The 22,272-nt window shown below is 65.1% G+C and carries 16 protein-coding genes; 10 read left to right on the top strand and 6 right to left on the bottom strand.

Annotation, left to right across the window (positions count from 1 at the left end):
• The first annotated feature begins 3 nt into the window (after positions 1-3).
• A complete protein-coding gene (gene lpdA / locus HV753_RS11955) occupies positions 4-1,401 on the top strand; it encodes a dihydrolipoyl dehydrogenase (protein WP_175174714.1) in 1,398 nt (465 codons plus the stop codon).
• Positions 1,402-1,725: 324 nt separating this feature from the next.
• Here the strand turns inward: lpdA and HV753_RS11950 are convergent, their stop codons facing one another.
• The 4 genes from HV753_RS11950 to HV753_RS11935 form a co-directional block, all read right to left on the bottom strand.
• Positions 1,726-2,607 (bottom strand): LysR family transcriptional regulator, encoded by an 882-nt coding sequence (locus HV753_RS11950; protein ID WP_175174713.1) that lies wholly within the window; start codon positions 2,605-2,607, stop codon positions 1,726-1,728.
• Positions 2,608-3,170: 563 nt separating this feature from the next.
• Entirely contained in the window at positions 3,171-5,039 is a 1,869-nt protein-coding gene (ilvD, locus tag HV753_RS11945) for a dihydroxy-acid dehydratase (RefSeq protein WP_175174712.1), read from the bottom strand.
• Positions 5,040-5,140: 101 nt separating this feature from the next.
• Positions 5,141-5,959 carry an AraC family transcriptional regulator gene (locus tag HV753_RS11940; RefSeq protein WP_175174711.1) on the bottom strand — a complete coding sequence of 273 codons (819 nt, stop codon included), beginning with the start codon at positions 5,957-5,959 and terminating at the stop codon, positions 5,141-5,143.
• A gap of 43 nt (positions 5,960-6,002) precedes the next feature.
• Complete coding sequence (locus HV753_RS11935) at positions 6,003-6,893, bottom strand: LysR family transcriptional regulator (protein WP_175174710.1); 891 nt, start codon at positions 6,891-6,893, stop codon at positions 6,003-6,005.
• A 139-nt stretch (positions 6,894-7,032) separates the two neighbouring features.
• Here HV753_RS11935 and HV753_RS11930 point away from each other — a divergent pair, with 139 nt between their 5' ends.
• Together HV753_RS11930 and HV753_RS11925 are read left to right on the top strand one after the other, a co-directional pair.
• Entirely contained in the window at positions 7,033-7,578 is a 546-nt protein-coding gene (locus HV753_RS11930) for a GNAT family N-acetyltransferase (protein ID WP_175174709.1), read from the top strand.
• Complete coding sequence (locus HV753_RS11925) at positions 7,575-8,756, top strand: MFS transporter (RefSeq protein WP_175174708.1); 1,182 nt, start codon at positions 7,575-7,577, stop codon at positions 8,754-8,756. Before HV753_RS11930 ends, HV753_RS11925 begins: the two co-directional genes overlap by 4 nt.
• Here the strand turns inward: HV753_RS11925 and HV753_RS11920 are convergent.
• Together HV753_RS11920 and queC are read right to left on the bottom strand one after the other, a co-directional pair.
• Entirely contained in the window at positions 8,734-10,392 is a 1,659-nt protein-coding gene (locus tag HV753_RS11920) for an EAL domain-containing protein (protein ID WP_246288248.1), read from the bottom strand. The genes HV753_RS11925 and HV753_RS11920 overlap by 23 nt on opposite strands.
• 191 nt (positions 10,393-10,583) lie before the next feature.
• Positions 10,584-11,294 (bottom strand): 7-cyano-7-deazaguanine synthase QueC, encoded by a 711-nt coding sequence (gene queC / locus HV753_RS11915; protein WP_175174707.1) that lies wholly within the window; start codon positions 11,292-11,294, stop codon positions 10,584-10,586.
• A 172-nt stretch (positions 11,295-11,466) separates the two neighbouring features.
• Here queC and ppc point away from each other — a divergent pair, with 172 nt between their 5' ends.
• From ppc to HV753_RS11880, 7 genes are all read left to right on the top strand, one after another.
• Positions 11,467-14,316, top strand: coding sequence for a phosphoenolpyruvate carboxylase (gene ppc / locus HV753_RS11910; protein ID WP_175174706.1), 2,850 nt, complete (start codon positions 11,467-11,469; stop codon positions 14,314-14,316).
• 141 nt (positions 14,317-14,457) lie between these two features.
• Positions 14,458-14,982, top strand: coding sequence for a sigma-70 family RNA polymerase sigma factor (locus HV753_RS11905; protein WP_175174705.1), 525 nt, complete (start codon positions 14,458-14,460; stop codon positions 14,980-14,982).
• Positions 14,983-14,988: 6 nt separating this feature from the next.
• The gene (locus tag HV753_RS11900; protein WP_175174704.1) at positions 14,989-15,975 is read left to right on the top strand and encodes a FecR domain-containing protein; all 987 of its coding nucleotides are present in this window, start codon (positions 14,989-14,991) and stop codon (positions 15,973-15,975) included.
• 136 nt (positions 15,976-16,111) lie between these two features.
• Complete coding sequence (locus HV753_RS11895; RefSeq protein ID WP_175174703.1) at positions 16,112-18,592, top strand: TonB-dependent siderophore receptor; 2,481 nt, start codon at positions 16,112-16,114, stop codon at positions 18,590-18,592.
• Positions 18,593-18,872: 280 nt separating this feature from the next.
• On the top strand, positions 18,873-19,808 hold the full coding sequence (locus tag HV753_RS11890; protein ID WP_175174702.1) for a 3-hydroxyacyl-CoA dehydrogenase family protein: 936 nt from the start codon (positions 18,873-18,875) through the stop codon (positions 19,806-19,808).
• 217 nt (positions 19,809-20,025) lie between these two features.
• Positions 20,026-21,366 carry a short-chain fatty acid transporter gene (locus tag HV753_RS11885; protein ID WP_175174701.1) on the top strand — a complete coding sequence of 447 codons (1,341 nt, stop codon included), beginning with the start codon at positions 20,026-20,028 and terminating at the stop codon, positions 21,364-21,366.
• Between the two features lie 143 nt (positions 21,367-21,509).
• Positions 21,510-22,238, top strand: a complete 729-nt coding sequence (locus HV753_RS11880; protein ID WP_175174700.1) for an SDR family NAD(P)-dependent oxidoreductase — start codon at positions 21,510-21,512, stop codon at positions 22,236-22,238.
• Positions 22,239-22,272 lie beyond the last annotated feature (34 nt).

Below are 22,272 nucleotides of genomic sequence, written 5' to 3'. Positions count from 1 at the left end.
ACGATGACGAAATCCGTGTTTGACCTGATCGTCGTCGGCGGCGGCCCCGGCGGCTACGTCGCTGCCATTCGTGCCACGCAACTAGGCATGTCGGTCGCGCTGGTGGAACGCGCCGAACTGGGCGGCATCTGCCTGAACTGGGGCTGCATTCCCACCAAGGCGCTGCTGCACAGCGCGACCGTGCTGCGCGCCTGCCGCGAGGCCACGCACTACGGCGTGACGGGTGCGGGCGAGGCCCGTCCCGACCTGGCCGCCATGGTGGCGCGGTCCCGCAAGGTGGCCGGGCGCCTGGGCCAAGGCGTGGCGCATCTAATGAAGAAGAACGGCGTGACCGTGTTCGCCGCCAGCGCCACACTGGCGGGGTCGGGCAAGCTGGCGCTGGACAACGGCACCACCCTGTCGGCCAAGCACATCATCCTGGCCACCGGCGCGCGCGCGCGTGATCTGCCGGCCTTGCCGGTGGGCGAACGCATCTGGGCATACCGCCAGGCCCTGGCCCCCGCCGAGATCCCGAAGTCGTTGCTGGTGGTGGGCGCAGGCGCGATCGGCGCGGAGTTCGCCAGCTTCTATCGGGCGATTGGGTCGGATGTCACGCTGATCGACATGACTCCGGAAATCCTGCCGCAGGAAGACGCCGAGATCTCGCAGCTGGCGCGCAAGGCGTTCGAGAAACAAGGCATCCGCGTCCTGACGCAATGCGCCGTCACGGCGTCGTCCCCAACCGCCACGGGCATCAAGGTAACGCTGGACCAGCAAGGCAAGAAGACCGAACTGGACGTCGACCGCGTGATCGTCGCCGCCGGCATCGTGGGCAATGTGGAGGGCCTGGGCCTGGAGAAAACCCGCATCAAGGTCGAGAAGACCCACATCGTCACCGACGCTCAGTGCCGCACCGGCGAACCCGGCGTTTACGCCATTGGCGACGTGGCCGGCGCCCCGTGGCTAGCCCACAAGGCCAGCCACGAAGGCGTGTTGTGCGTGGAGGCCATCGCGGGCCTGCCCACCCACGCCATCGACCCGCTGCGCATTCCCGCCTGCACCTACTCGTATCCGCAAGTCGCCAGCATCGGCATGACCGAAGCCCGCGCGCGCGAACACGTCACGCAGTCGGGCGGCGAAATACGTGTCGGAAAATTCACCTTCGCCGGCAACGGCAAGGCGATTGCGATGGGTGAGGATCAGGGTCTGGTCAAGACCGTGTTCGATGCCAAGTCCGGCGAATTGCTGGGTGCGCACATCATCCATCCCGAGGCGTCCGAGCTGATCACGGGATATGGCGTGGCAGCATCATTGGAAACCACCGAGGAAGATCTGATGCACACCGTGTTCGCGCATCCCACCTTGTCGGAAACGCTGCACGAATCGGTGTTGTCAGCGTTTGGAAGAGCGTTGCACGCTTGAGGCGTGATGGGGTGTGTGCTTGTGGCGTGATGGGTGTGTGCTTGTGGCGTGATGGGTGCGTGCTTTAGGCGTGATGGTGCGTGCTTTAGGCGTGATGGGTTGCGCGCGTTGGGCGATTGCGCCCAGGCGCGCAATTTCTCGCGCTTCACCCATCCTACGGTGCTACGGTGCCAAATGCATCATCGCCGCATGCGGGCAATGGCGCGGGGCATTGTAGGATGGGTGAAGCGCAAAACGCCCGACAAAAAAACCCCGACATCCCACGCGCAACCCATCACCGCAGCCCATCACCGCAGCCCTTCACAGCCCCCCATCACCCCAGCCCTACACCCGCCCCGCGAAGAAATCCAGAAAGCACGCAATCCGCCGCGACAATTGCGTATTCCGGTGATACACCGCGTGCATGGGTTGCAAATGGTCGCTGTACACGCCTTCCATCACCTTCACCAGCCGCCCCGCGGCAATATCCTCACGCACCACGAAGTCCGACAGACAAGCAATGCCCACGCCCCGCAGCGCCAGTTGCCGCTGCGTTTCTCCGCTGGACGTAGCTAGCGTCGGCGTCGCCAGATAGCTGGACCCGCCGGCATGCTTCAGCGGCCATACGTTCAGGCTCTCGGGCTGCGTGAAGCCCAGCACTTCATGCCCCGCCAGATCCTCCACCGTCTGCGGCGCCCCGCGCCGCGCGATGTACTCAGGACTGGCCATCATCCAACGCGGTGACGGCCGCAGCGATCGTGCGTGCAACGTGGAATCCGTCAACGGTCCCATGCGGATCGCGACATCCGTGCGGTGCTCCATCAAATCCACGATGCGGTCGTTGCTGGTCAGCTCCAGCGTGATCTCTGGATACTCGCGCCGGAACTCGCCCACGTGCGGCACCACGCAATGCAGCATCACGGGCACCGACGCATCCACCCGCAACCGGCCCGCCGGCCGCTGATGCACCATCCGCATGCATTCCTCGGCCTCTTCCAGCGACGCCACGATCTGGCGGGCCTTGGGAAGAAAATGCGCCCCCTCCTCGGTCAACTCCATCCGGCGCGTGGTGCGGTTCAAGAGGATGACGCCCAACTCGTCCTCAAGCCGCGACAGGCCTCGACTGACGCCTGACGCGGTCTGTCCGAGCATCTCGGCAGCGGCGCTCATGGAGCCGGCATCGACGACGCCAAGGAACAGGCGCAACGCTTCAGAATTAAGGGACATGGGGGCTCCTGGCGGGATCCAGGAATTTTATCGGGGTTTCCATGATCGGCGCAGTGTTGGTTCGTGAGACGCACGGCGCGCGCGGCCTTTGAGGACTTCCACAGCATCTTGCGGACGAGGCGGCTGCGCGGCGCACAACGCGAAAAACACTCCCCACCAGCGCGCAAGCGACCACCGCACCACGCCCCGCGGATGCGGATGCCGAATGTGGCCGCCCGCGCGGCCGCATGAGGCGGGCCACGCAAATCTCGTCAGCAAGCACGACCTTGCAGCGCGCAAACCAAGACAGCGCCAGCCCGTCGGTGGGGTCGGGCTGATGGCGCGCAACCTTGATGCGCCCGAGGGAATCCGAAGGGAGCCGAAGGCGGACGAGGATGACGACGGGGCAGTCCGGAGCGAAGGCTCCGGACCGCAATCGTGGGCGCGCGCCATCAGCCCGACCCCACCGACGGGCGACCTACGAAGTCTCCACCCACCACAAAACTCACCAACAGAGCCCGCCACACCGCGCAAAAAAAAAGCGGCGCATCAAGCGCCGCTTTTTAATCAAGGCAATACAGCAATCACCGCTTGCCCTTCTGCTTCAACTGCGACAGATCCCGCACCGCACCGCGATCCGCCGACGTCGCCAAGGCGGCATAAGCCTGCAACGCCAAGGACACCACGCGCTCGCGCCCCACCGGCTCCCAACCATCCGCCCGCGCATCCATCGCTGCACGGCGACGCGCCAGTTCCTCGTCGGAAACGGCCAGATGCATCTTCCGGTTCGGAATATCGATTTCGATCACGTCACCTTCTTCCACCAGGCCGATCGTGCCGCCTTCCGCCGCTTCCGGCGACGCATGCCCGATCACCAGCCCCGACGAGCCGCCCGAAAAACGGCCATCCGTGAACAGTGCGCAAGTCTTGCCCAGGCCCTTGGACTTCAAGTACGACGTGGGATACAGCATTTCCTGCATGCCCGGGCCGCCCTTCGGGCCTTCATAGCGGATCACCACCACATCGCCCGCCACGATCTTGTCGCCCAGAATGCCTTCCACCGCGTCGTCCTGGCTTTCAAACACGCGCGCACGGCCCGTGAAGACCCATTGCGACTCGTCCACGCCTGCCGTCTTGACGATGCAACCCTTCTCGGCCAGGTTGCCGTACAGCACGGCCAGGCCGCCGTCCTTGGAATACGCGCTTTCCTTGCTGCGGATGCAGCCCGTCTGGCGATCCGTATCCAGCGTCAGGAACGTCGCGTCCTGGCTGAATGCCACCGTGGTCGGGATGCCGCCAGGCGCCGCGCGATAGAACTTGCGCGCTTCTTCGCTTGCGTCGCCGGCCACGTCCCATTTCTGGATCGCATTGCCCAGCGTGCCGCTATGCACGTTGCCGCAAGACAGATCCAGCAGGTCCGCCCGCGCCAGCTCACCCAGGATGCCCAGGATGCCGCCTGCGCGGTGCACGTCTTCGATGTGGTATTTGTCCGTGGCAGGCGCCGCCTTGCACAGGCACGGCACCTTGCGCGAAATGCGGTCGATGTCGGCCATGGTGAAGTCCACGCCCGCTTCCTGCGCTGCCGCCAGCAAATGCAGCACGGTGTTGGTCGAACCGCCCATGGCCACATCCAGCGCCATGGCGTTCTGGAATGCGCTCTTGGTGGCGATGTTGCGCGGCAGGACCGATTCGTCTTCTTCCACGTAGTAGCGGCGGCACAGGTCCACGACCAGACGGCCGGCCTGCTCGAACAAGCCCTTGCGCCAGGCATGCGTGGCCACGATGGTGCCGTTGCCCGGCAGCGCCAGGCCAATGGCTTCGGTCAGACAGTTCATGGAATTGGCCGTGAACATGCCGGAACAGGAGCCGCACGTCGGGCACGCGCTACGTTCCACTTCGGCGACTTCCGCGTCCGACACCTTCGGGTCGGCGGCCTTGATCATGGCGTCGATCAAGTCGATCTTGGCGATGACCTTGCCATCCACCGGCGACTTGACCTTGCCCGCTTCCATCGGGCCGCCGGACACGAACACGACCGGGATGTTCAGGCGCATGGCGGCCATCAGCATCCCCGGGGTGATCTTGTCGCAGTTCGAGATGCAGACCATGGCGTCGGCGCAATGCGCGTTCACCATGTATTCGACCGAGTCGGCGATCAGTTCACGCGACGGCAGCGAATACAGCATGCCGCCGTGGCCCATGGCGATACCGTCATCGACGGCGATCGTATTGAATTCCTTGGCAACGCCGCCCGCAGCTTCGATTTCCTTGGCGACCAGCGCGCCCAGGTCACGCAGGTGCACGTGGCCCGGCACGAACTGCGTGAACGAGTTCACGACCGCGATGATCGGCTTGCCGAAGTCTCCGTCCTTCATGCCGGTGGCGCGCCACAGGGCGCGGGCGCCGGCCATGTTACGGCCGTGGGTCGATGTGCGGGAACGGTAGTGCGGCATGATTTGTCTCGAGTGCTGTTAGCGTGGCGGCAAAACGGTAAATAATACGCTGGATCGGGACGACGCAGCCCGGCGGCGGCCCGTGGGACGGTTCGTGGCCATCAGGCGGACGCGCCACGACGGGCCGCAAACGCGCTGGGTGACTCGCCGACGGCGCGGCGAAACATGGCCGCGAACGCGCTGGGACTGTCGTATCCCAGGTCCAGCGCCACATCCAGCACCCGCGCGCCGCGCGCCAGCCGCTCCATGGCGGCCAACAGGCGTGCCTGCTGGCGCCAGCGGCCGAATGTCATGCCGGTATGGCGCAGGAACAGGCGGTGCACCGTTTTAGGGTCCACCCCCAGTTCCCGAGCCCAATCCGCCGCCCCCGCCTGCCGTTCGGGATGGCGCACGATGGCGCGGCAAATGCGCGCCAGGCGCGGTTCGGACGGTTGCGGCAAGTGCAGCGGCAGCACCGGTTCCTGGTGCAATTCGTCCAGCAACAGCATCATCAGCCTACCGTCGCGCGTGTCGGGCGCCCAGTCCAACGGCACGTCGGCGGCAGCCACCATCAGTTCTCGCAGCAGCGGGGAAATCGACAGCACGCAGCACTGTCCGGGTAAGTGGGCCGCCGCGCCCGGTTCGACGAAAACAGTGCGCATGCGCGGCTCGCCGCTCATGCGGATGCCATGAGGCACCCAAGCGGGCACCCAGACGCCGCGCGTGGGCGGCACGACCCAAATACCCGCGTCGGTGTCCACCACCATCACGCCCGATATCGCGTAGAGCAATTGCCCACGCCGATGCCGGTGCCGCCGCACGCGGTGGCCGTCTTCGTAATCCACGGCCAGCCCGGCAACCGGCGGCCGAGAGGACTCGTACGGGAACAGGTCCAGATCCGTGGGAGACCGCGATGGGGCGGCGGCGTTGGCAGCAGGCATGTCGGTTCTTCCAGGGTTCATATCCAGGCGGCCGCGCGTGCGGTCATGGGCGCAGGGCCAGCAGCGCGTCTTGCAGGTGACGCAGCCCCCGGCTAAGCGTTTTGTCCCGGCGCAGCACAATGGCCAGGTCGCGCGACAGGCGCGGTGTCAGCGAACGCACGGCCAGCGCGGCACGCTGGCCAGCGCCGGTCACGGCCAGCCGGGGCAGCACCGCGCAACCGAGGCCAGCCGCAACGATTTCCTTCATGGCTTCGGTGCTGCCCAGTTCCATGACGGGCTTGACCGCCACGCCCGCGGCTTCAAACCAATCGTCCACAAGCCGGCGCGTGCGGGCGCCGGGCTCAAACAGCACCAATGGCAGCCGCGCCAGCGATTGCGGCGAAACCGTGTCGGGAATGAAGGCCGGATCGCGGGCAGGAAAGATGGCCACGAATTCGTCTTCCATGACCGGGCTGACCTGGAACATGCGGCCCGGCGCCGGCAGGGTGACCAGCGCCATGTCCAAGGTGTTGTTCTCCAGCCCACGCAGCATGTCGGAGGTATTGCCGGTGCTGGCCACGATATCCAAGGCGGGAAAGCGCCGGCGCAGGTCGGCCAATAGCGGCGGCAGCAAATAGGTGCAGGCGGTGGCGCCGGTACCCAGCCGAATCCGGCCAGACACCTGAGATACGTGCGCGGTCATCGCCTGCTCGGCCTGCGCCAACGCGGCGTCAATGACGCGGATATGGGTCAGCAATTCCAGCCCCGCCGCGGTCGGCCCGGCGCGGCGGCCGATGCGCTCGACCAGTTTCAGACCAAAGCGCCGTTCCAGCTGACGGATTTGCAGGCTGACGGCGGGCTGCGTCACGCCGCCCCGTTCGGCGGCAGCGGAAAAACTGCCCAATTCAACCACCTGGGCAAAGGTCCGCAAGTGATCCAGGTTCAGGCCTCGCATCACACCAATCCAAAGTTTTACTTATGAAAATCATAATAAACCAAAGCTTTATTAATGCACCGCCTTGCGCCACACTGACGTCAGGTTTTCCCCGTGCTTTCCCTGCCCGCTTTCTTTCCTTTTACCCACCCGCCATTCCATGTCGCCCCACACCCCAACCGTCCTGATCCGCGACAGCGCGGAAGCCGACTTGCCCGCCATCAAGACCCTCTATGCGCACCACGTCGAACACGGCACCGCCTCGTTTGAACTGGAGCCGCCCTCGATCGCCGACATGCGCCAGCGACGCGCCGCCGTTCTGGAAAAAGAGATGCCCTACCTGGTGGCGGAGATCAACGGTGAAGTCGTGGGCTACGCCTATGTCACGCCCTACCGCCCGCGTCCGGCCTATCGTCACACGGTGGAGGATTCGGTGTACGTGAAGGCGGGCCGATCCGGTCTGGGCATTGGCGGCATGCTGCTGGCGGCATTGATTGAACGCTGCACCGCTGCCGGTTGGCGCCAGATGCTGGCGGTGGTTGGCGACAGCCGCAACGCCGCGTCCCTGGCCTTGCACGCCAGCCAGGGCTTTCACCCCGTCGGCACATTGCGATCCGTCGGCCATAAGCATGGTGAATGGCGCGACACCGTGCTGATGCAGCGCGCACTGGGCCAGAGCGACACCACACCGCCAGAACGGCCGTGATCCGTCCACGCGCCATCGTCTGCCTGGGCCTGACCCAACTGGTCGGCTGGGGCGTGACGTTCTATCTGATCGGTGCGCTCGGCCCGGCCATGGCGTCCGACCTGGGCTGGAACGCCGCCACGGTCTATGGCGGCTTTTCCGCCGCCATCGTGACCATGGCGCTGGTGTCACCGCTGGCCGGCATGGCCGTCGACCGCTGGGGCGGGCACCGCGTCATGCCTCTGGGCGCCTTGATTGCCGCGTCCGGCTGCGCCCTCTTGGCCGCCGCGCACGCCGTTCCCCTGTATTTCCTGGCCTGGCTGCTACTGGGTGTCGGGATGCGGCTGTGCCTGTACGACGCCGCCTTCGCATCCCTTGCCCGCGCCGCCGGCCCCGCCGCGCGCCGCCCCATGTCGCAGATCACGCTGTTTGGCGGCCTGGCGTCGACCGTGATGTGGCCCGTCGGCCATGCGCTGTCCGCATGGCTGGGCTGGCGCGGCGCGGTGCTGGTCTACGCCGCGCTGGCGCTGGCCACGCTGCCGCTGTACCTGGCGCTACCCCGCCAACGCTACTCGGCCCCCGCCACGGCCACTGGCAATCACGCAACCGGCCTGACCCGCACCCTCAATGAACGCCGCCTGGCCGGCGCGCTGTACGCGGTCATCGCGATGCTGACCAACTTTCTGGCGGCCGGCAACGCCGCCCATCTGATCTCGCTGCTATCCGGCTTGGGGCTGGCCAGCGCCACGGCCGTCAGCGTCGCCGCCTTGTGGGGCGTTGGCCAATTCGCCGCCCGCGTGGCTGATGTCGGACTGGGCTCCAGGCTGCACCCGTTGACGCTGACGCTGGCGGTCAGCGTCCTGTTCCCGCTATGTTTCCTGCTGGCCTTGCTGTCCCAAGGCAACCTGTACGCCACCGCCGCGTACGCCCTGCTCTACGGCGCCTGCAACGGCCTGATGACCATCACGCGCGGCACGCTGCCGTTGGCCCTGTTCGATTTCCGCAGCTACGGAACCCTGGTTGGCGCGCTGCTGATCCCCAGCTTCCTGCTGACCGCCACGGCGCCCGTGGCGTATGCGTATGTGATCGAACAACATAGCGCGCGTGGCGCGATGGCGATGTCTGCGGGATTGGCCGCGGCCATCATGGCGGCGGCATTCGCGCTGCGGTGGCGCTTTATTGCCCGAGTTCGGGCATGACTGCGGCGTAGTGCGCGCGCTGCCCGGCCAATGCGCGGGCGAATTCGTCGCTGGACGACGGCTTGAAGAACAGGAAGCCCTGCATCAGTTCACACCCGGCATCCAACGCGGCCTGATAGTGCGCATCCGTCTCGATGCCCTCAGCCACGGTCGTAATGCCAAGATCCTTCGCCAATTGGCAGATGGACCGCAGCACCTTATGGGAATCTGGATACCGCGCGGCGTTCCAGACAATGGTTTTTTCCAGCTTCAGGCCAGCCAGCGGCAGCGTCGATATCCATTCCAGGTTGTTGTAGCCCTTGCCAAAGTCATCCAGCCACACCTGGACCCCCAGGCTCGTGAACTCCTTCAGAATGGCGCGCACATCGGCGGAGCCCGCATGGGAAGTGGTCTCTTCGGTGATTTCCAGACGCAGGTCACGAGGCGAAAGGCCATTTGAGAACACCCCGAGCAGGATCGCGTCCACGACATCCCGCCGAGCAAAGCTCTGGGGAGAGACATTGATATTGACGACCGTGCCGGATCCGGCTCCGGCCTGCCGCCAGCGGGCCTGATCGGCGGAGATGGTCCGCAGCCCCCAGCCCACCAGCGCATGCGCGGCCTCTGACGCGCATGCGTCCCGCAACAGGCCTTCGACATCCACGTCCATGTCGTCGGCATCTTTCCACCCAAGCGTCGCTTCGGCACAAGCGATCTCCTGGGTTTGCGCCGTGACGATAGGCTGATAGAGAAAGTGCAGCCGATCGTCCTGGATCGCCGTCAGCAACGGATATCGCGGCTCGTCGGCCTTGCGCACAGGCAGTCGGACAGCCGTAGGCGCAGGGACATCTTCGCGCGCGCCGTCCAAACGCAGCTCGCCCGAGAACGAGTATCCCTTGCCCCGCATACTTCGTATGGGGATGCTTGCTCCCACGGTGTTGCCCTTGCGCTTGAGACGGCTGACGATGAGATCAAGCGACCGGCCATTGCCGGCCATGTCCGCGCTATCGATCGTGAAATCACCTCGCCCTACCATTTTCTCGGGATGCACGCGCATGGCTTTCAGGACCGCCTTTTCCATGGGAGTCAGGCTGACGACAATGCCCGCCGGCGAAATCAGCGTCCATTCGTTGTCCCCCAGCCGCCAGGCTTTTTCTGGTGGCACGGTACTGACCGCGGCCGGTCCCGCAACCAGGTCCGACCTGCGTGCGGCGAGACCGGCAGGCGTATAGGAAAGGGTGTGCTTGCGCTGCGCGGACTGGATGGCGGCGGCCACCTCGCTGTAGCTGATGGCGGCGCCATAGCAACTGTCGGCGCCTGCCAGCAGCGCATTGATCCGCACGGCGGGGCTGTCAATATCGCGTATCGCGATAATCGTGGAGGTCAAGAAACTCGCGCGCAGTTGGCCAATGGTGATGTCCATGTCGCGCGGCAGGCACAAATGCGCCAGGATTTCACCGGACAGACGGGCCGCAAACGCCGCATCCTGGAGCGAGATGGGGTGCAAGATAAAACCGATTTGCTCCAGGGAATTGGAAATACCCCGTTTTGCAAACTCGTTGTCGAAAACGAGAATAACCCTCGACCGATTCATGATGATTAAGCCCTGATTGGATAATGCCGTTCCATCGAACGGTATCGAAATGTGTGGACGCATTTCCATACTCTGGACAGAGTCGCAAATAAAGGGGGGCTTAATACGAAAAGGGCGACATTAAGTCCGCCCTTATTGAATAATATTCATATTAATATGAATATTATTCAATATATCAATATAAAACTCATCGACCCGTGAAACATGGCGATACTCGTCAACATGGGTTCACATCGCGTGATGACCCAGCAGCATCAGGCCTTGGCGGCGGTCCACTTTTCCCAACCCGCCCGGCGCAATTCGCAGGCCGGGCAGGTACCGCAGCCGTAGCCCCAACCGTGGCGCGCGCCGCGTTCGCCCAGATAGCACGTATGGCTTTCTTCGACGATGGTCTCGACCAGCGCGTCGCCACCCAGTGTTTGGGCAAGCGCCCAGGTCTCGGATTTGTCGATCCACATCAGCGGGGTCTCGATCGTGACGCGGCTTCCCAGGCCCAGGCCCAGCGCCACCTGCTGCGCCTTGATGGTGTCATCACGGCAATCGGGATAGCCCGAGAAATCCGTCTCGCACATGCCGCCGACCAGCACATCCAGCTGACGTCGATAGCCCAGCGCGGCCGCCAGCGTCAGGAATAGCAGATTGCGGCCCGGCACGAACGTATTGGGCAGGCCATTGGCCTGCATCTCGATCGCGCGGTCGCTGGTCATCGCGGTATCGCCCACCTGGCCCAACACCTTCAGATCCAACAGGTGATCCTCACCCAGCCGCGCCGCCCATTGCGGAAAATTCGCGCGGATGTCGCGCAGCACGTTCAGCCGGGCATCCAGTTCAATGCGGTGACGCTGACCGTAATCGAAAGCCACCGTTTCCACATGGGCATAGCGGTCCAGCGCCCAGGCCAGGCAAGTCGTGGAGTCCTGGCCGCCCGAAAATAGGACAAGTGCGCGGCGTTGATGGTTTTGCATAAAGGGGGCTTGTGGAAAGACGAAGGGAATAGGCGAACTTTAACGCAGCCGCCAAGCCTTTCCCGTAAGCAAGCCTGCGTAAAATCAGATCCGTTTTCTATCCGGTCGTTCTCAGCACCCCCGTTTCCTTCGCCCTTTCCTTCCTCCAGCCGCCAGACGGATCCCTCGCCCGATGAATGCCATCCGCCCGCAGTCCGATTCAGCAGAACCCTTGCGTCACGATATCCGGCTGTTAGGCCGCCTGTTAGGAACGGTCATCGAGGAATGCGAAGGCAAGCGCGTCTTCGACACCATCGAGACCCTGCGCCGCACGGCAGTGAAGTTCCGCCGCGAAGGCAACGACGCCGACAGCAAACTGCTGGAGCAGCGCGTCAAGCGTTTGCAGGGCAACGACCCCAACTCGGTGGCCCGCGCCTTCAGCTACTTCCTGCACCTGGCCAACATTGCCGAAGACCGCGACCAGAACCGCCGCCAGCGCGCCCGGGCCCTGGCCGACGAGACCGCCGCGCGCGGCAGCCTGCGCGACGCGGTGCAGGCGCTGGGCAAGCACGGCGTGGGCGCGGCCCGCATCCGCCGGTTTCTGGCCGATGCCTGCGTGGTGCCGGTATTGACTGCGCACCCCACCGAAGTGCAGCGCAAAAGCACGCTGGACGTACACCGCGAAATCGCATCGGCGCTGACTCTGCGCGACGGCCCGCTGACGCCGGAAGAACTGGCGCAACTGGACGCCGCCCTGCTCGGCCGCGTCGCGACCTTGTGGCAGACCCGCATGCTGCGCTACACGCGCCTGACCGTGGCCGACGAGATCGAGAACGCGCTGTCGTACTACCGCAGCACCTTCCTGCAAGTCATCCCGCGCGTGTACGCCGACCTGTCCCGGCTGCTGAATCGCGAACCCGCCAAGCCGTTTGCCGCGCCGCCGCCGCCGCTGGAACCCTTCCTGCGCATGGGCAGCTGGATCGGCGGCGACCGCGACGGCAATCCGAATGTCGACGCCAGCACGCTGGAACGCGCGCTGCTGCGCCAGGCCACGGTGCTGTTTGAACACTATCTGCAAGAGGTCCATGCGCTGGGTGCGGAACTGTCGATCACCACCCTGCTGATCTCGGCCAACCCCGAACTGCTGGCGCTGGCCGACAGCAGCGGCGACGATTCCCCCCACCGCAGCGACGAACCCTACCGCCGCGCGCTGGTCGGCGTCTACGCCCGCCTGGCCGCCACCGCCCAAGGACTGACCGGCCAGGACCTGGCCCGCCGCAGCACCGTGGCGGCCGCGCCCTATGGCACGCCGCAGGAACTGTCGGCCGACCTGGCCGTGATTGCCGCGTCGCTGGCCGCCCACCACGGCGCACCCATCGGCAAGCTGCGCCTGGCCGGGTTGCAGCAGGCCGTGGAGGTTTTCGGCTTTCACCTGGCCACGGTTGATCTGCGCCAAAGCTCCGATGTGCACGAGCGCGCGCTGGCCGAACTGTTTGCGCGTGCTGGCACTCAGCACAACGGCCAGACGCTGGACTATCTGGCGCTGAGAGAAGAGGAACGGGTGGCCCTGTTGCGAGCCGAGTTGGCACAAGCACGCCCGCTGGCCTCGCCCTGGATCGCCTACAGCGAGGACACCACGCGCGAACTGGCGGTGCTGCGCGCGGCCGCCGCCGGCCGCGCCCGCTACGGCAAGCAGGCCGTGCGCCAGACCATCGTGTCGCACACCGAAACCCTCAGCGATCTGCTGGAAGTGATGGTGTTGCAGAAAGAGGCCGGCCTGATCGCCCCCGCCGGCCAGGACATCGATCCCGAAGACGGCCTGATGGTCGTGCCGCTGTTTGAAACCATCCCCGACTTGCAGCGCGGCGCCAACATCATGGCCGCCTGGCTGGATCTGCCCGAGATCCGCCATCGCGTGAAGCGCGCGCAGAACGGTGCGCAAGAGGTCATGCTGGGCTATTCGGACAGCAACAAGGACGGCGGCTTCCTCACGTCCAACTGGTCGCTCTACCAAGCCGAACGCGCGCTGGTCGACGTGTTCTCGGCCCGCAATGTGCGGCTGCGGCTGTTTCACGGCCGCGGCGGCTCGGTGGGCCGCGGCGGCGGTTCCAGCTTCGACGCCATCCTGGCCCAACCGCCGGGCACCGTTGCCGGACAGATCCGCCTGACCGAACAGGGCGAAGTGATCCAAAGCAAGTACAAGGACGCCGAGGTCGGGCGCTGGCACCTGGAACTGCTGGTGGCCGCCACGCTGGAATCCAGCCTGGCGCCGCGCGCCGAAGCCACCAGTGCCGAAGACGCGCACATGGCGCACCACGGCCCGGCCATGTCGTTCATGTCGGAAACCGCACAGCGCACCTATCGCGGCCTGGTCTACGACACGCCGCGCTTCGCGGAGTACTTCTTCGCCGCCACCCCAATCAGCGAGATCGCCGGCCTGAATATCGGGTCGCGCCCGGCCTCCCGCAAGAAGGGCCAGCGCATCGAAGACCTGCGCGCCATTCCCTGGGGCTTCTCGTGGGCGCAATGCCGCCTGATGCTGACCGGCTGGTACGGCATGGGCTCGGCCATCGAGGCCTACCTGGAAACGGGCGCCCCCGACGCCCCGCGTTCGCGTCGTGGCCGCCTGGCCCAACTGCGCGAAATGGCCCGCGACTGGCCCGCCTTCCGCACGCTGCTGTCCAACATGGAAATGGTGCTGGCGAAATCCGACCTGGCCATTGCCGCGCGCTACGCCCAACTGGTCCCGCAGCGCGCCCTGCGCGAACGCATCTTCGGCGCCATCAGCGCCGAACACGGCCGCACGCTGGCGATGCTGAAGCTGCTGACCCAGCGCGAATTGCTGGCGGACAACCCCATGCTGCAAGACTCGCTGCGCGAACGCTTCGCCTATATCGACCCGCTGAACTACTTGCAGATCGACCTGATCCGGCGCCACCGGGCGGCGCAAAAGCACCCGGATGCCGACATCGACGAGCGCGTGCAACGCGCGATTCACCTGACGATCAACGGGATCGCGGCGGGGCTGCGCAATTCGGGGTAGCGGGGCCGAGGTCACGGCAGCGCCGTCTGCGTGGCCGACGCACGTCTCGCATGATCGCGGTGGCTCGGAAATTACAAAATGAGTATTATTCTCATTTTTTAGCACCGGGCGTCCCTGCGCCGCGTGCGTCCGAGGCGCCCCATGTCGATTACCGAATCCGCCCAGCCGCAGCAGGACATAGAAAGCCTGTATGCCGAGCACCATGGTTGGCTGCGCAGCTGGCTGCGGCGCCGGCTGGGCGACGCTTTCGAGGCGGCCGACCTGGCCCATGACACGTATCTGCGCATCATGAACAGCGGCCGCATGCCCGAACGGCAGCAGTCGCGCCAGCACTTGGCGCAGATCGCCCGTTGCCTGGTCATCGACCTGTATCGCCGCCGCCAGATCGAGGCCGCCTATCTGGACACCATCGCCCACCTGCCCGCCGGGCACGCGCCGTCCGAGGAAACCCGCGCGATGGCGATCCAGGCGCTGATGGAACTGGACGCCATTCTCAACACGCTGCCCGCCAAGGCCCGCGAAGCCCTGCTCCTGTGCAAGCTGGACGGGCTGGGCTACCGCGATATCGCCAACCGCCTGGGCGTGTCGGTGTCATCCGTGAAAAAGTACATCGCCACCGCGTTGCTGGCCTGCTATGAAGCGCAGCAGGCGGCCACGGACGGTTAAGACGCCATGACCGCCACCACCCAATCCCCGCGCGCGGCCCCCATCGACCCAGCCATCATGCGACAGGCGGCCGAATGGATCGCCCAGTTGTGGTCGGACGAGGCCAGCGACCGGGACCGGGCCGAATGCGCCCGCTGGCGCGCGCGCCATCCCGACCACGAACAGGCCTGGCAACGGCTGATCGCGTTCGAGGACAAGCTAGCCGGCGTACCGCGCGATGCCGCCAGCCTGGCGCTACGCAAGCCGGCTGCGGGCAGTGGCCGGCGGCGCGCGCTCCGCACATTGGGCCTGGGCGCGATCCTCATGAGCACCGGCTACGCCGCGCGCCAGACCGACGCCTGGCAAAGCGCCACCTCCGATTTCCACAGCGCCACCGGCGAAATCCGCGCGGTCACCCTGCCCGACGGTTCCCACCTCACCTTGTCTACGGGCTCGACCGTCGACCTGCTGTTTTCCGACAGCGAACGCCTGCTGGTGCTACGCGCCGGCGAGATCCTGGTGTCCACCGCATCCGACCCCTTCGCCCACGCCCGCCCGTTCCTGGTACGCACGCGGCACGGGTCGGTGCAGGCACTGGGCACCCGCTTCACGGTCAGGGACGACGAGGACACGTCCCGCGTCGCCGTATTCGAAGGCGCCGTGCAGATCCGCCCCGCCCGCGCGCCGGAAAGCGCGCTGCGGATCGATGCCGGCCAGGGCTCGCGCTTTTCGCAATATGGCAGCGATGCGCCCGCCCCCGTGACCGAAAACGCAGCCGCCTGGAGCCGTGGCGTGCTGGTGGCGGACGAGATGCGCCTGGACGCTTTCATCGAGGAACTTGGCCGCTATCGGCCAGGCCTGCTGCGCTGCGATCCGCAGGTAGGCGGCTTGCGCGTCAGCGGCGTGTTCCCGCTGCGCGATACCGACCGGGCGCTGGACAACCTGACACGCGGCCTGCCGGTGTCCGTCGTCTACCGCACGCGCTACTGGGTCACGGTGCGGGCGGCGGACTGAACCCGGCCATCCTCCTGTCCTCCCCGCCTTGCCGCCGTTACAAATTTTCGGCAAGAACGATTGTCCCTTTGGCCCTGCTCATTCGGGAAACAGGTTGAACCCCTCAACCTGAACACGATCCGCCAGGCCCAAGACCATGTCCCGTCATTACCCGAAGCATCGCAACGCTTTGCCGCAAGCCACGCAGCCCCCGCGCCTTTGCGCCACGCCGTCCGCCCTGCGCCGCCGCGCTGCCGCGGCCCGTTTCGCGCTATTGCTGAGCGCAGCGTTCGGCGCCGCCGCCGCTGCGCCCGCCACGCAGGCACAGGCGGCCGAGGCCCGCCGCAGCGTCAACATCGCGGGCGGATCGCTAAGCCAGGTGCTGAACGCCTATGCCAACACAACTGGCGTCGAACTGACCATGGACGCCGGCATGCTGCAAGGCAAGCGCAGCAACGGCCTGTCAGGCACCTACACCGTGCGCGAAGGTTTCGCGGAACTGCTGCGCGGACACGGCTTGCAAGCGCAGCCGGAGGCCAATGGCAGCTATACCCTGAAGGCGGCGCCTGCCGCGTCGCAGGACGCCACGTTGCTGGAAGCGGTCACGGTCACCGGCCAGCACAACGAAACCGCGACGGGCCCCTTCCAGGGCTACGCGGCCCGGCTGAGCGCAACGGGCACCAAGACGGACACGGCCATCATCGAAACCCCACAGTCGATCTCGGTAGTGGGCGCGGAAGAAATCGAGACACTCAAATCGCAAAGCCTGCAAGACGCGCTGGGCTACGTGGCGGGGGTCAGCCGCTTCGAAGGCCTGTCGCGCGTGCAGGACACGATTTACCTGCGCGGGTTTCAGGCGCAGGCCGGTACCGGCAGCCTGTATCGCGACGGGACCAAATACTCTGTCAACGCCTTCAACGGTAAACAGGAAATCTACGGTCTGGAACGCATCGAGGTGCTCAAGGGCGCATCGTCGGTGCTGTATGGCTCGGCGGGGCCGGGCGGCATCATCAACATGATCAGCAAGCGCCCCACGTCCACCCCTCTGCATGAGCTCAATGTCGAGCTCGGCAGCTTTGACCGCAGGCAGCTCTCAGGCGACTTTGGCGGCCCCGTGGATACCGATGGCCAGTGGTCCTACCGTCTGACCTTCCTTCAACGCGACAGCAATACCTTCGTGGACCACGTGGCGGATGACCGGACCTTTATCGCCCCGGCGCTGAAATGGCAGCCTAGCGCCTCGACGTCGTTGACCCTGCTGGCCGATTACCAGAAGGACAAAACCAATTATGTTTATTGGTTGCCGGCCCAGGGCACGATTTTTCCCACCATCCACGGGAAAATTCCACGCAATCGATTCACCGGCGAACCCGGATACAGCAAGTTCGATATGGAGCGCTACTCGGTCGGCTACCTTTTCGAACACGCCTTCAACGACCAAATCACGCTCAGGAACAGCCTGCGCTATTTCCACTCGAACAGCGATTTCCCTCAGGTTTGGGTGTCGGGGCTTGCCGCCGACCAACGCACTTCCGCGTACCGGGGCGGCACGCTGCGCTGGGAGCGCTCGTCGGCAATCGTCGCGGACACCTCACTGCAATACCGGGCGTCGCATGGCAGCGTCCAGCACACGATGCTGGTCGGATTCGACTACACCCGTCCCAGGAACCAGTCGGAGCGATACGATCGAACGGCCAGCAACATCGACTACTACGACCCGGTGTATGGCACGCCGCTGGGCGAACCGACGCGCGACAACTGGTGGTCCTACAACGCCGACACCCGACAGCTCGGCGTTTACGCGCAGGACCAGATCAAGATCGCGGACAAATGGGTCGTTTTGCTCGGGGGCCGATACGACCATGCCCGAGACAATCAAAGCAATTTGTTCACGGGCGAAAAATCCATCGACAATGAAACCAGCAAGGCCTTCACGGGTCGTGCCGGAGTGGTCTATCTTGCCGACAACGGCTTCGCGCCCTTCATCAGTTTCAGCCAATCATTCGAACCCACTTCCGGCAGCGATCGCCAGGGCTCGCGCTTCGATCCGTCGACGGGCTCGCAATACGAACTCGGCGCGCGCTACCAGCCTCCCGGCTCGAATACGCTGATCTCGGCCGCCATTTACCAACTGACCCGGCAGAACGTCTCGGTAGCGGATCCGGTTGATCCCACCTATTCGGCCCAGATCGGCGAAGTGCGCTCCCGGGGTATTGAACTGGAAGCGCGCACGCGCCTTGGCCGCAACGCCAACCTGATTGCCGCCTACGCCTACACCGATGCGCGCACGACCAAGGCCAGCCCCCTGCAACCTTCACAGGCGGGCCTGAGGTCTCCCGGCATTCCCTTCCACCAACTCTCGATCTGGAGCGACTACAACTTCGGCAGCTTCGGGATGCCCAATCTCAAGGTGGGCGGCGGCGTGCGCTATCAAAGTTCGACCAAACCCAACTCGGGCAGCTTTGATGTTCCGTCCTTCACGCTGTTCGATGCCATGGCCAGCTACAGCACGGGGCCGTGGAGCTTCGCACTGAACGTCACCAACCTGTTCGACAAGACCTATGTCGGCAGTTGCACCACGGGCTGCTTCTACGGCGAACCACGGCGGGTCATCGGCACCGCGTCCTACCGCTGGTGAGCAAGTCGTCGCGTTGGCTCCCTGGCCGTTGCAAGGGGGAGCCGGCGCGGCGCGGGTACGTCCACTGGACGGACACCCCAAAAACCCCATTTGTCCACCCCCCGCGACTTTGAGTAATATCTTCCTCATAAATTCTATATACGCACAAATGTTCGTATATAGAACAACGATTTTTCTGGCCAGGCGCACAGGAAGACACTGACGGAAGAGACAGGCAGCAAGTCGCTGGTTCCGCTAGTGCCGTCCGCAGGCTGGCCTGTCAGGCACCGAGCGAACCATCATGGATACTCCCCTCAAGAATCTGGCCGTCATCGGCGCAGGCGCCATGGGCAGCGGCATTGCCGCGCTATTCGCCTCGAAGGGACTGAATATCGTCCTGATCGACCCGATGGAGGGCGCCCTTCCCCGCGCCCGGCAAACCATCGACCGCCAACTGAACGTCTACGCGCCCGACGACGTCCAGGAAGCCATCGCACGCATCCGCTTCGCGCCGGATCTGGAAGCCGCGGCAGCCTGCGACCTCGTCATCGAAGCCGTGCCGGAAAACCTGGAGCTCAAACGCGGCATCTTCGCCAAGCTTGACGCCCTGTGCCCGGCGCACACGCTGTTCGCCACCAACACCTCGGGCTTGTCCATCAACGCCATCGCCAGCGCCGTCGCACGCCGCGACCGCTTCGTGGGCGCGCACTTCTTCACCCCCGCCGACGTCATCCCGCTGGTGGAAGTCGTGCGCAATGACGACACCTCGGAAGCCACCGTCGCCCAAGTCATGGCCACGTTGCGTTTCGCCGGCAAGCGGCCCGTGCTGGTGCGCCAAGACATCCCCGGCTTCATCGCCAACCGCATTCAGCACGCACTGGCCCGCGAGGCCATCTCGCTGCTGGAAAAAGGCGTGGCCAGCGCCGAAGACATCGACGAAGTGGTCAAGTGGAGCCTGGGCATCCGCCTGGCCCTGTCCGGCCCGCTGGAACAGCGCGACATGAACGGCATCGACGTGCACTACGCGATCGCCAGCTACCTCTACAAAGACCTGGAGAACCGCACGGAGCCGTCCGAGCTGCTGAAAAGCAAGGTCGAAAGCGGGCAGATCGGCGCCAAGAGCGGCCAGGGCTTCTACACCTGGAGCCCCGAACGCCGCGAGCGCGTGCTGCGCGAGAAAAGCGCCACGCTGGGCGAGCTTGCCGCGTGGTTGAACAGCAAGGCAGGCGACGCCTGACGGCGTCTCTTCGCAGCCAGGACACCGTTTTCACAGAATCGCATTTTCAACACTGCATTTTCAAAAATAAGGCGCGGCGGCCACGGCCAACCGCGCCATCGGGCCACGAGCCCAACCACGCAAAGAAGACCAAACGTCACGCCCGCCCGCATCGCCAGCCGATGGCGGGCAAGGCAAGACACTAGAGAACCCGCCTACGGAGTTTGTTGGAGGCACCATGAATAAACTAGCTTCATTCTTTACCGAGCTGATGCGCAAGTATCTGCCCGATCCTTTCGTTTTCGCGATCGCGCTGACCTTGCTGACCGTCCTGTTGGCCATGGGCATTGAAGGCCAAAGCATCGGCGACGTCACCCGCGCCTGGGGCAAGGGCTTCTGGAGCCTGTTGGCCTTCACGACGCAGATGGCCGTGATCCTGGCGATGGGCTACGTGCTGGCCACCGCCCCGCTGACCGACCGCCTGCTCAACCGCATCGTCAGCCACGTGCACAAGCCGCACACCGCCATCATCGTCGCGACGCTCGTCGGCGGCGTGGGCAGCTACCTGAACTGGGGCTTCGGCCTGGTCATCGGCGGCATCGTCGCCAAGAAGCTGGCGCTGAAGGTCAAGGGCGTGCACTACCCGCTGATCATCGCGGCAGCCTATAGCGGCTTCACCATGTACGGTCTGGGCCTGTCCGCCAGCATCCCGGTGCTGGTCGCCACTCCCGGCCATCCCACCGCCAAGCAGATGGGCACCATCCCGCTGACGGAAACCATCTTCTCGGTGCCCATGCTGATCACCAGCCTGGTCATCATCATCACGCTGCCGCTGCTCAACGCCTGGCTGCACCCGAAGAAGGGCGAGAAGATCGTTGAAGTCGATCCTGACATCGACCGCGACAGCAACAAGTCCGGCGCCACCGAAGACATGCTGGAAAAAGGCACGATTGCCTCCAAGCTGAACAACAGCCGCATCCTCTCCCTGCTGATCGGCGCGCTGGGCATCGCCTATGTCACCTTCCACTTCATGGACGGCGGCTCGCTGGACCTGAACCTGATCAACTTCATCATCCTGTTCCTGGGCATCATCCTGCTGGGCACGCCGGCCGCCTACGTGGCCAAGCTGACCGAAGGCATCAAGACGATCTCCGGGATCATCCTGCAATACCCGTTCTACGCCGGGATCATGGCCATCATGGCCGCCTCGGGCCTGGTGACGTCGATCTCGCAAGTGTTCGTGGACTTCGCCACGCCGGCCACGCTGCCGTTCTGGGGCCTGATCAGTTCGTTCTTCATCAACTTCTTCGCCCCGTCCGCCGGCGGCCACTGGGTCATCCAGGGTCCGTTCATGATCGACGCGGCGAAGGAAATCGGCAGCGCGCTGAACCAGACCACGATGGCCGTCATGCTGGGCAACGCCTGGAACGACCTGGTGCAGCCCTTCTGGATCCTGCCGGCGCTGGCCTTGTCCAAGCTGAAGCTGCGCGATGTGATGGGTTACACCGTCATCATGATGCTGTGGGTCGGCGTGATCCACATCACCGCCGTGCTGGCCTGGGGCTACGCTACACATTAAGCCCCCCCCTACGCGCTCGCGCGCGCCCCCAGGGGCGACACCTACGGACCGGCGGAGCCGGATCCGGTGGTGTCCCCGCTTGGGGGTAGGGCGGCGTCATGCTTGGAAGTCGTGCTTTTTTTGGACATTGAACGGGAACTGATATGAGCAAACCGACTGCGTATCTCGTCACCGGCGGCAGCGCCGGGATTGGCGCCGCCATCATCCGCATGCTGCTGGATGCGGGCCACAAGGTGGTCAACATTGACTACAAGCTGCCCGAGAATCCGCCGGCGGGGCTGGTCTCGTATCAGGCCGATCTGACCGATGAGGCGCGCACCAAGGAAGTTGCCCGTGAAGTGACCCAGGCCTACAACATCGTCGGCCTGGTGAACAACGCGGGCGCCACCCGCCCCGGCACGGCCGACACGGCCACGCTGGCGGATCTGGACTATGTGGTGAACCTGCATCTGCGCACCGCGCTGATCCTGGTGCAAGCGGCGCTGCCCGCCATGCGCGAAGCGGGCTTTGGCCGCATCGTGAACATGTCGTCGCGCGCCGCGCTGGGCAAGCCTGACCGCGTGGTTTATTCGGCCACCAAGGCCGGCCTGGTGGGCCTGACGCGCACGCTGGCCATGGAGCTGGGCGGCGACGGCATCACCGTCAACGCCATCGGTCCCGGCCCCATCGCGACCGACCTCTTCACCAAGAGCAACCCGGCAGGCGCCCCGCAGACCGAACGCATCATCAACAGCATCGTCGTCAAGCGCCTGGGCACGCCGGAAGACGTGGCGCGCGCCGCCATGTTCTTCCTGTCGCCCGACAATGGCTTCGTGACCGGCCAGATGCTGTATGTCTGCGGCGGCACGACGCTGGGCGTCGCTCCTATCTGAGCCCTGCCGCCATGCCCGCCCAGCCCCGCTCCCT

Source organism: Achromobacter pestifer, from assembly GCF_902859625.1.
GTDB classification, from domain to species: Bacteria; Pseudomonadota; Gammaproteobacteria; order Burkholderiales; family Burkholderiaceae_B; genus Achromobacter; species Achromobacter pestifer.
This window is presented reverse-complemented; position numbering and strand designations above follow the sequence as displayed.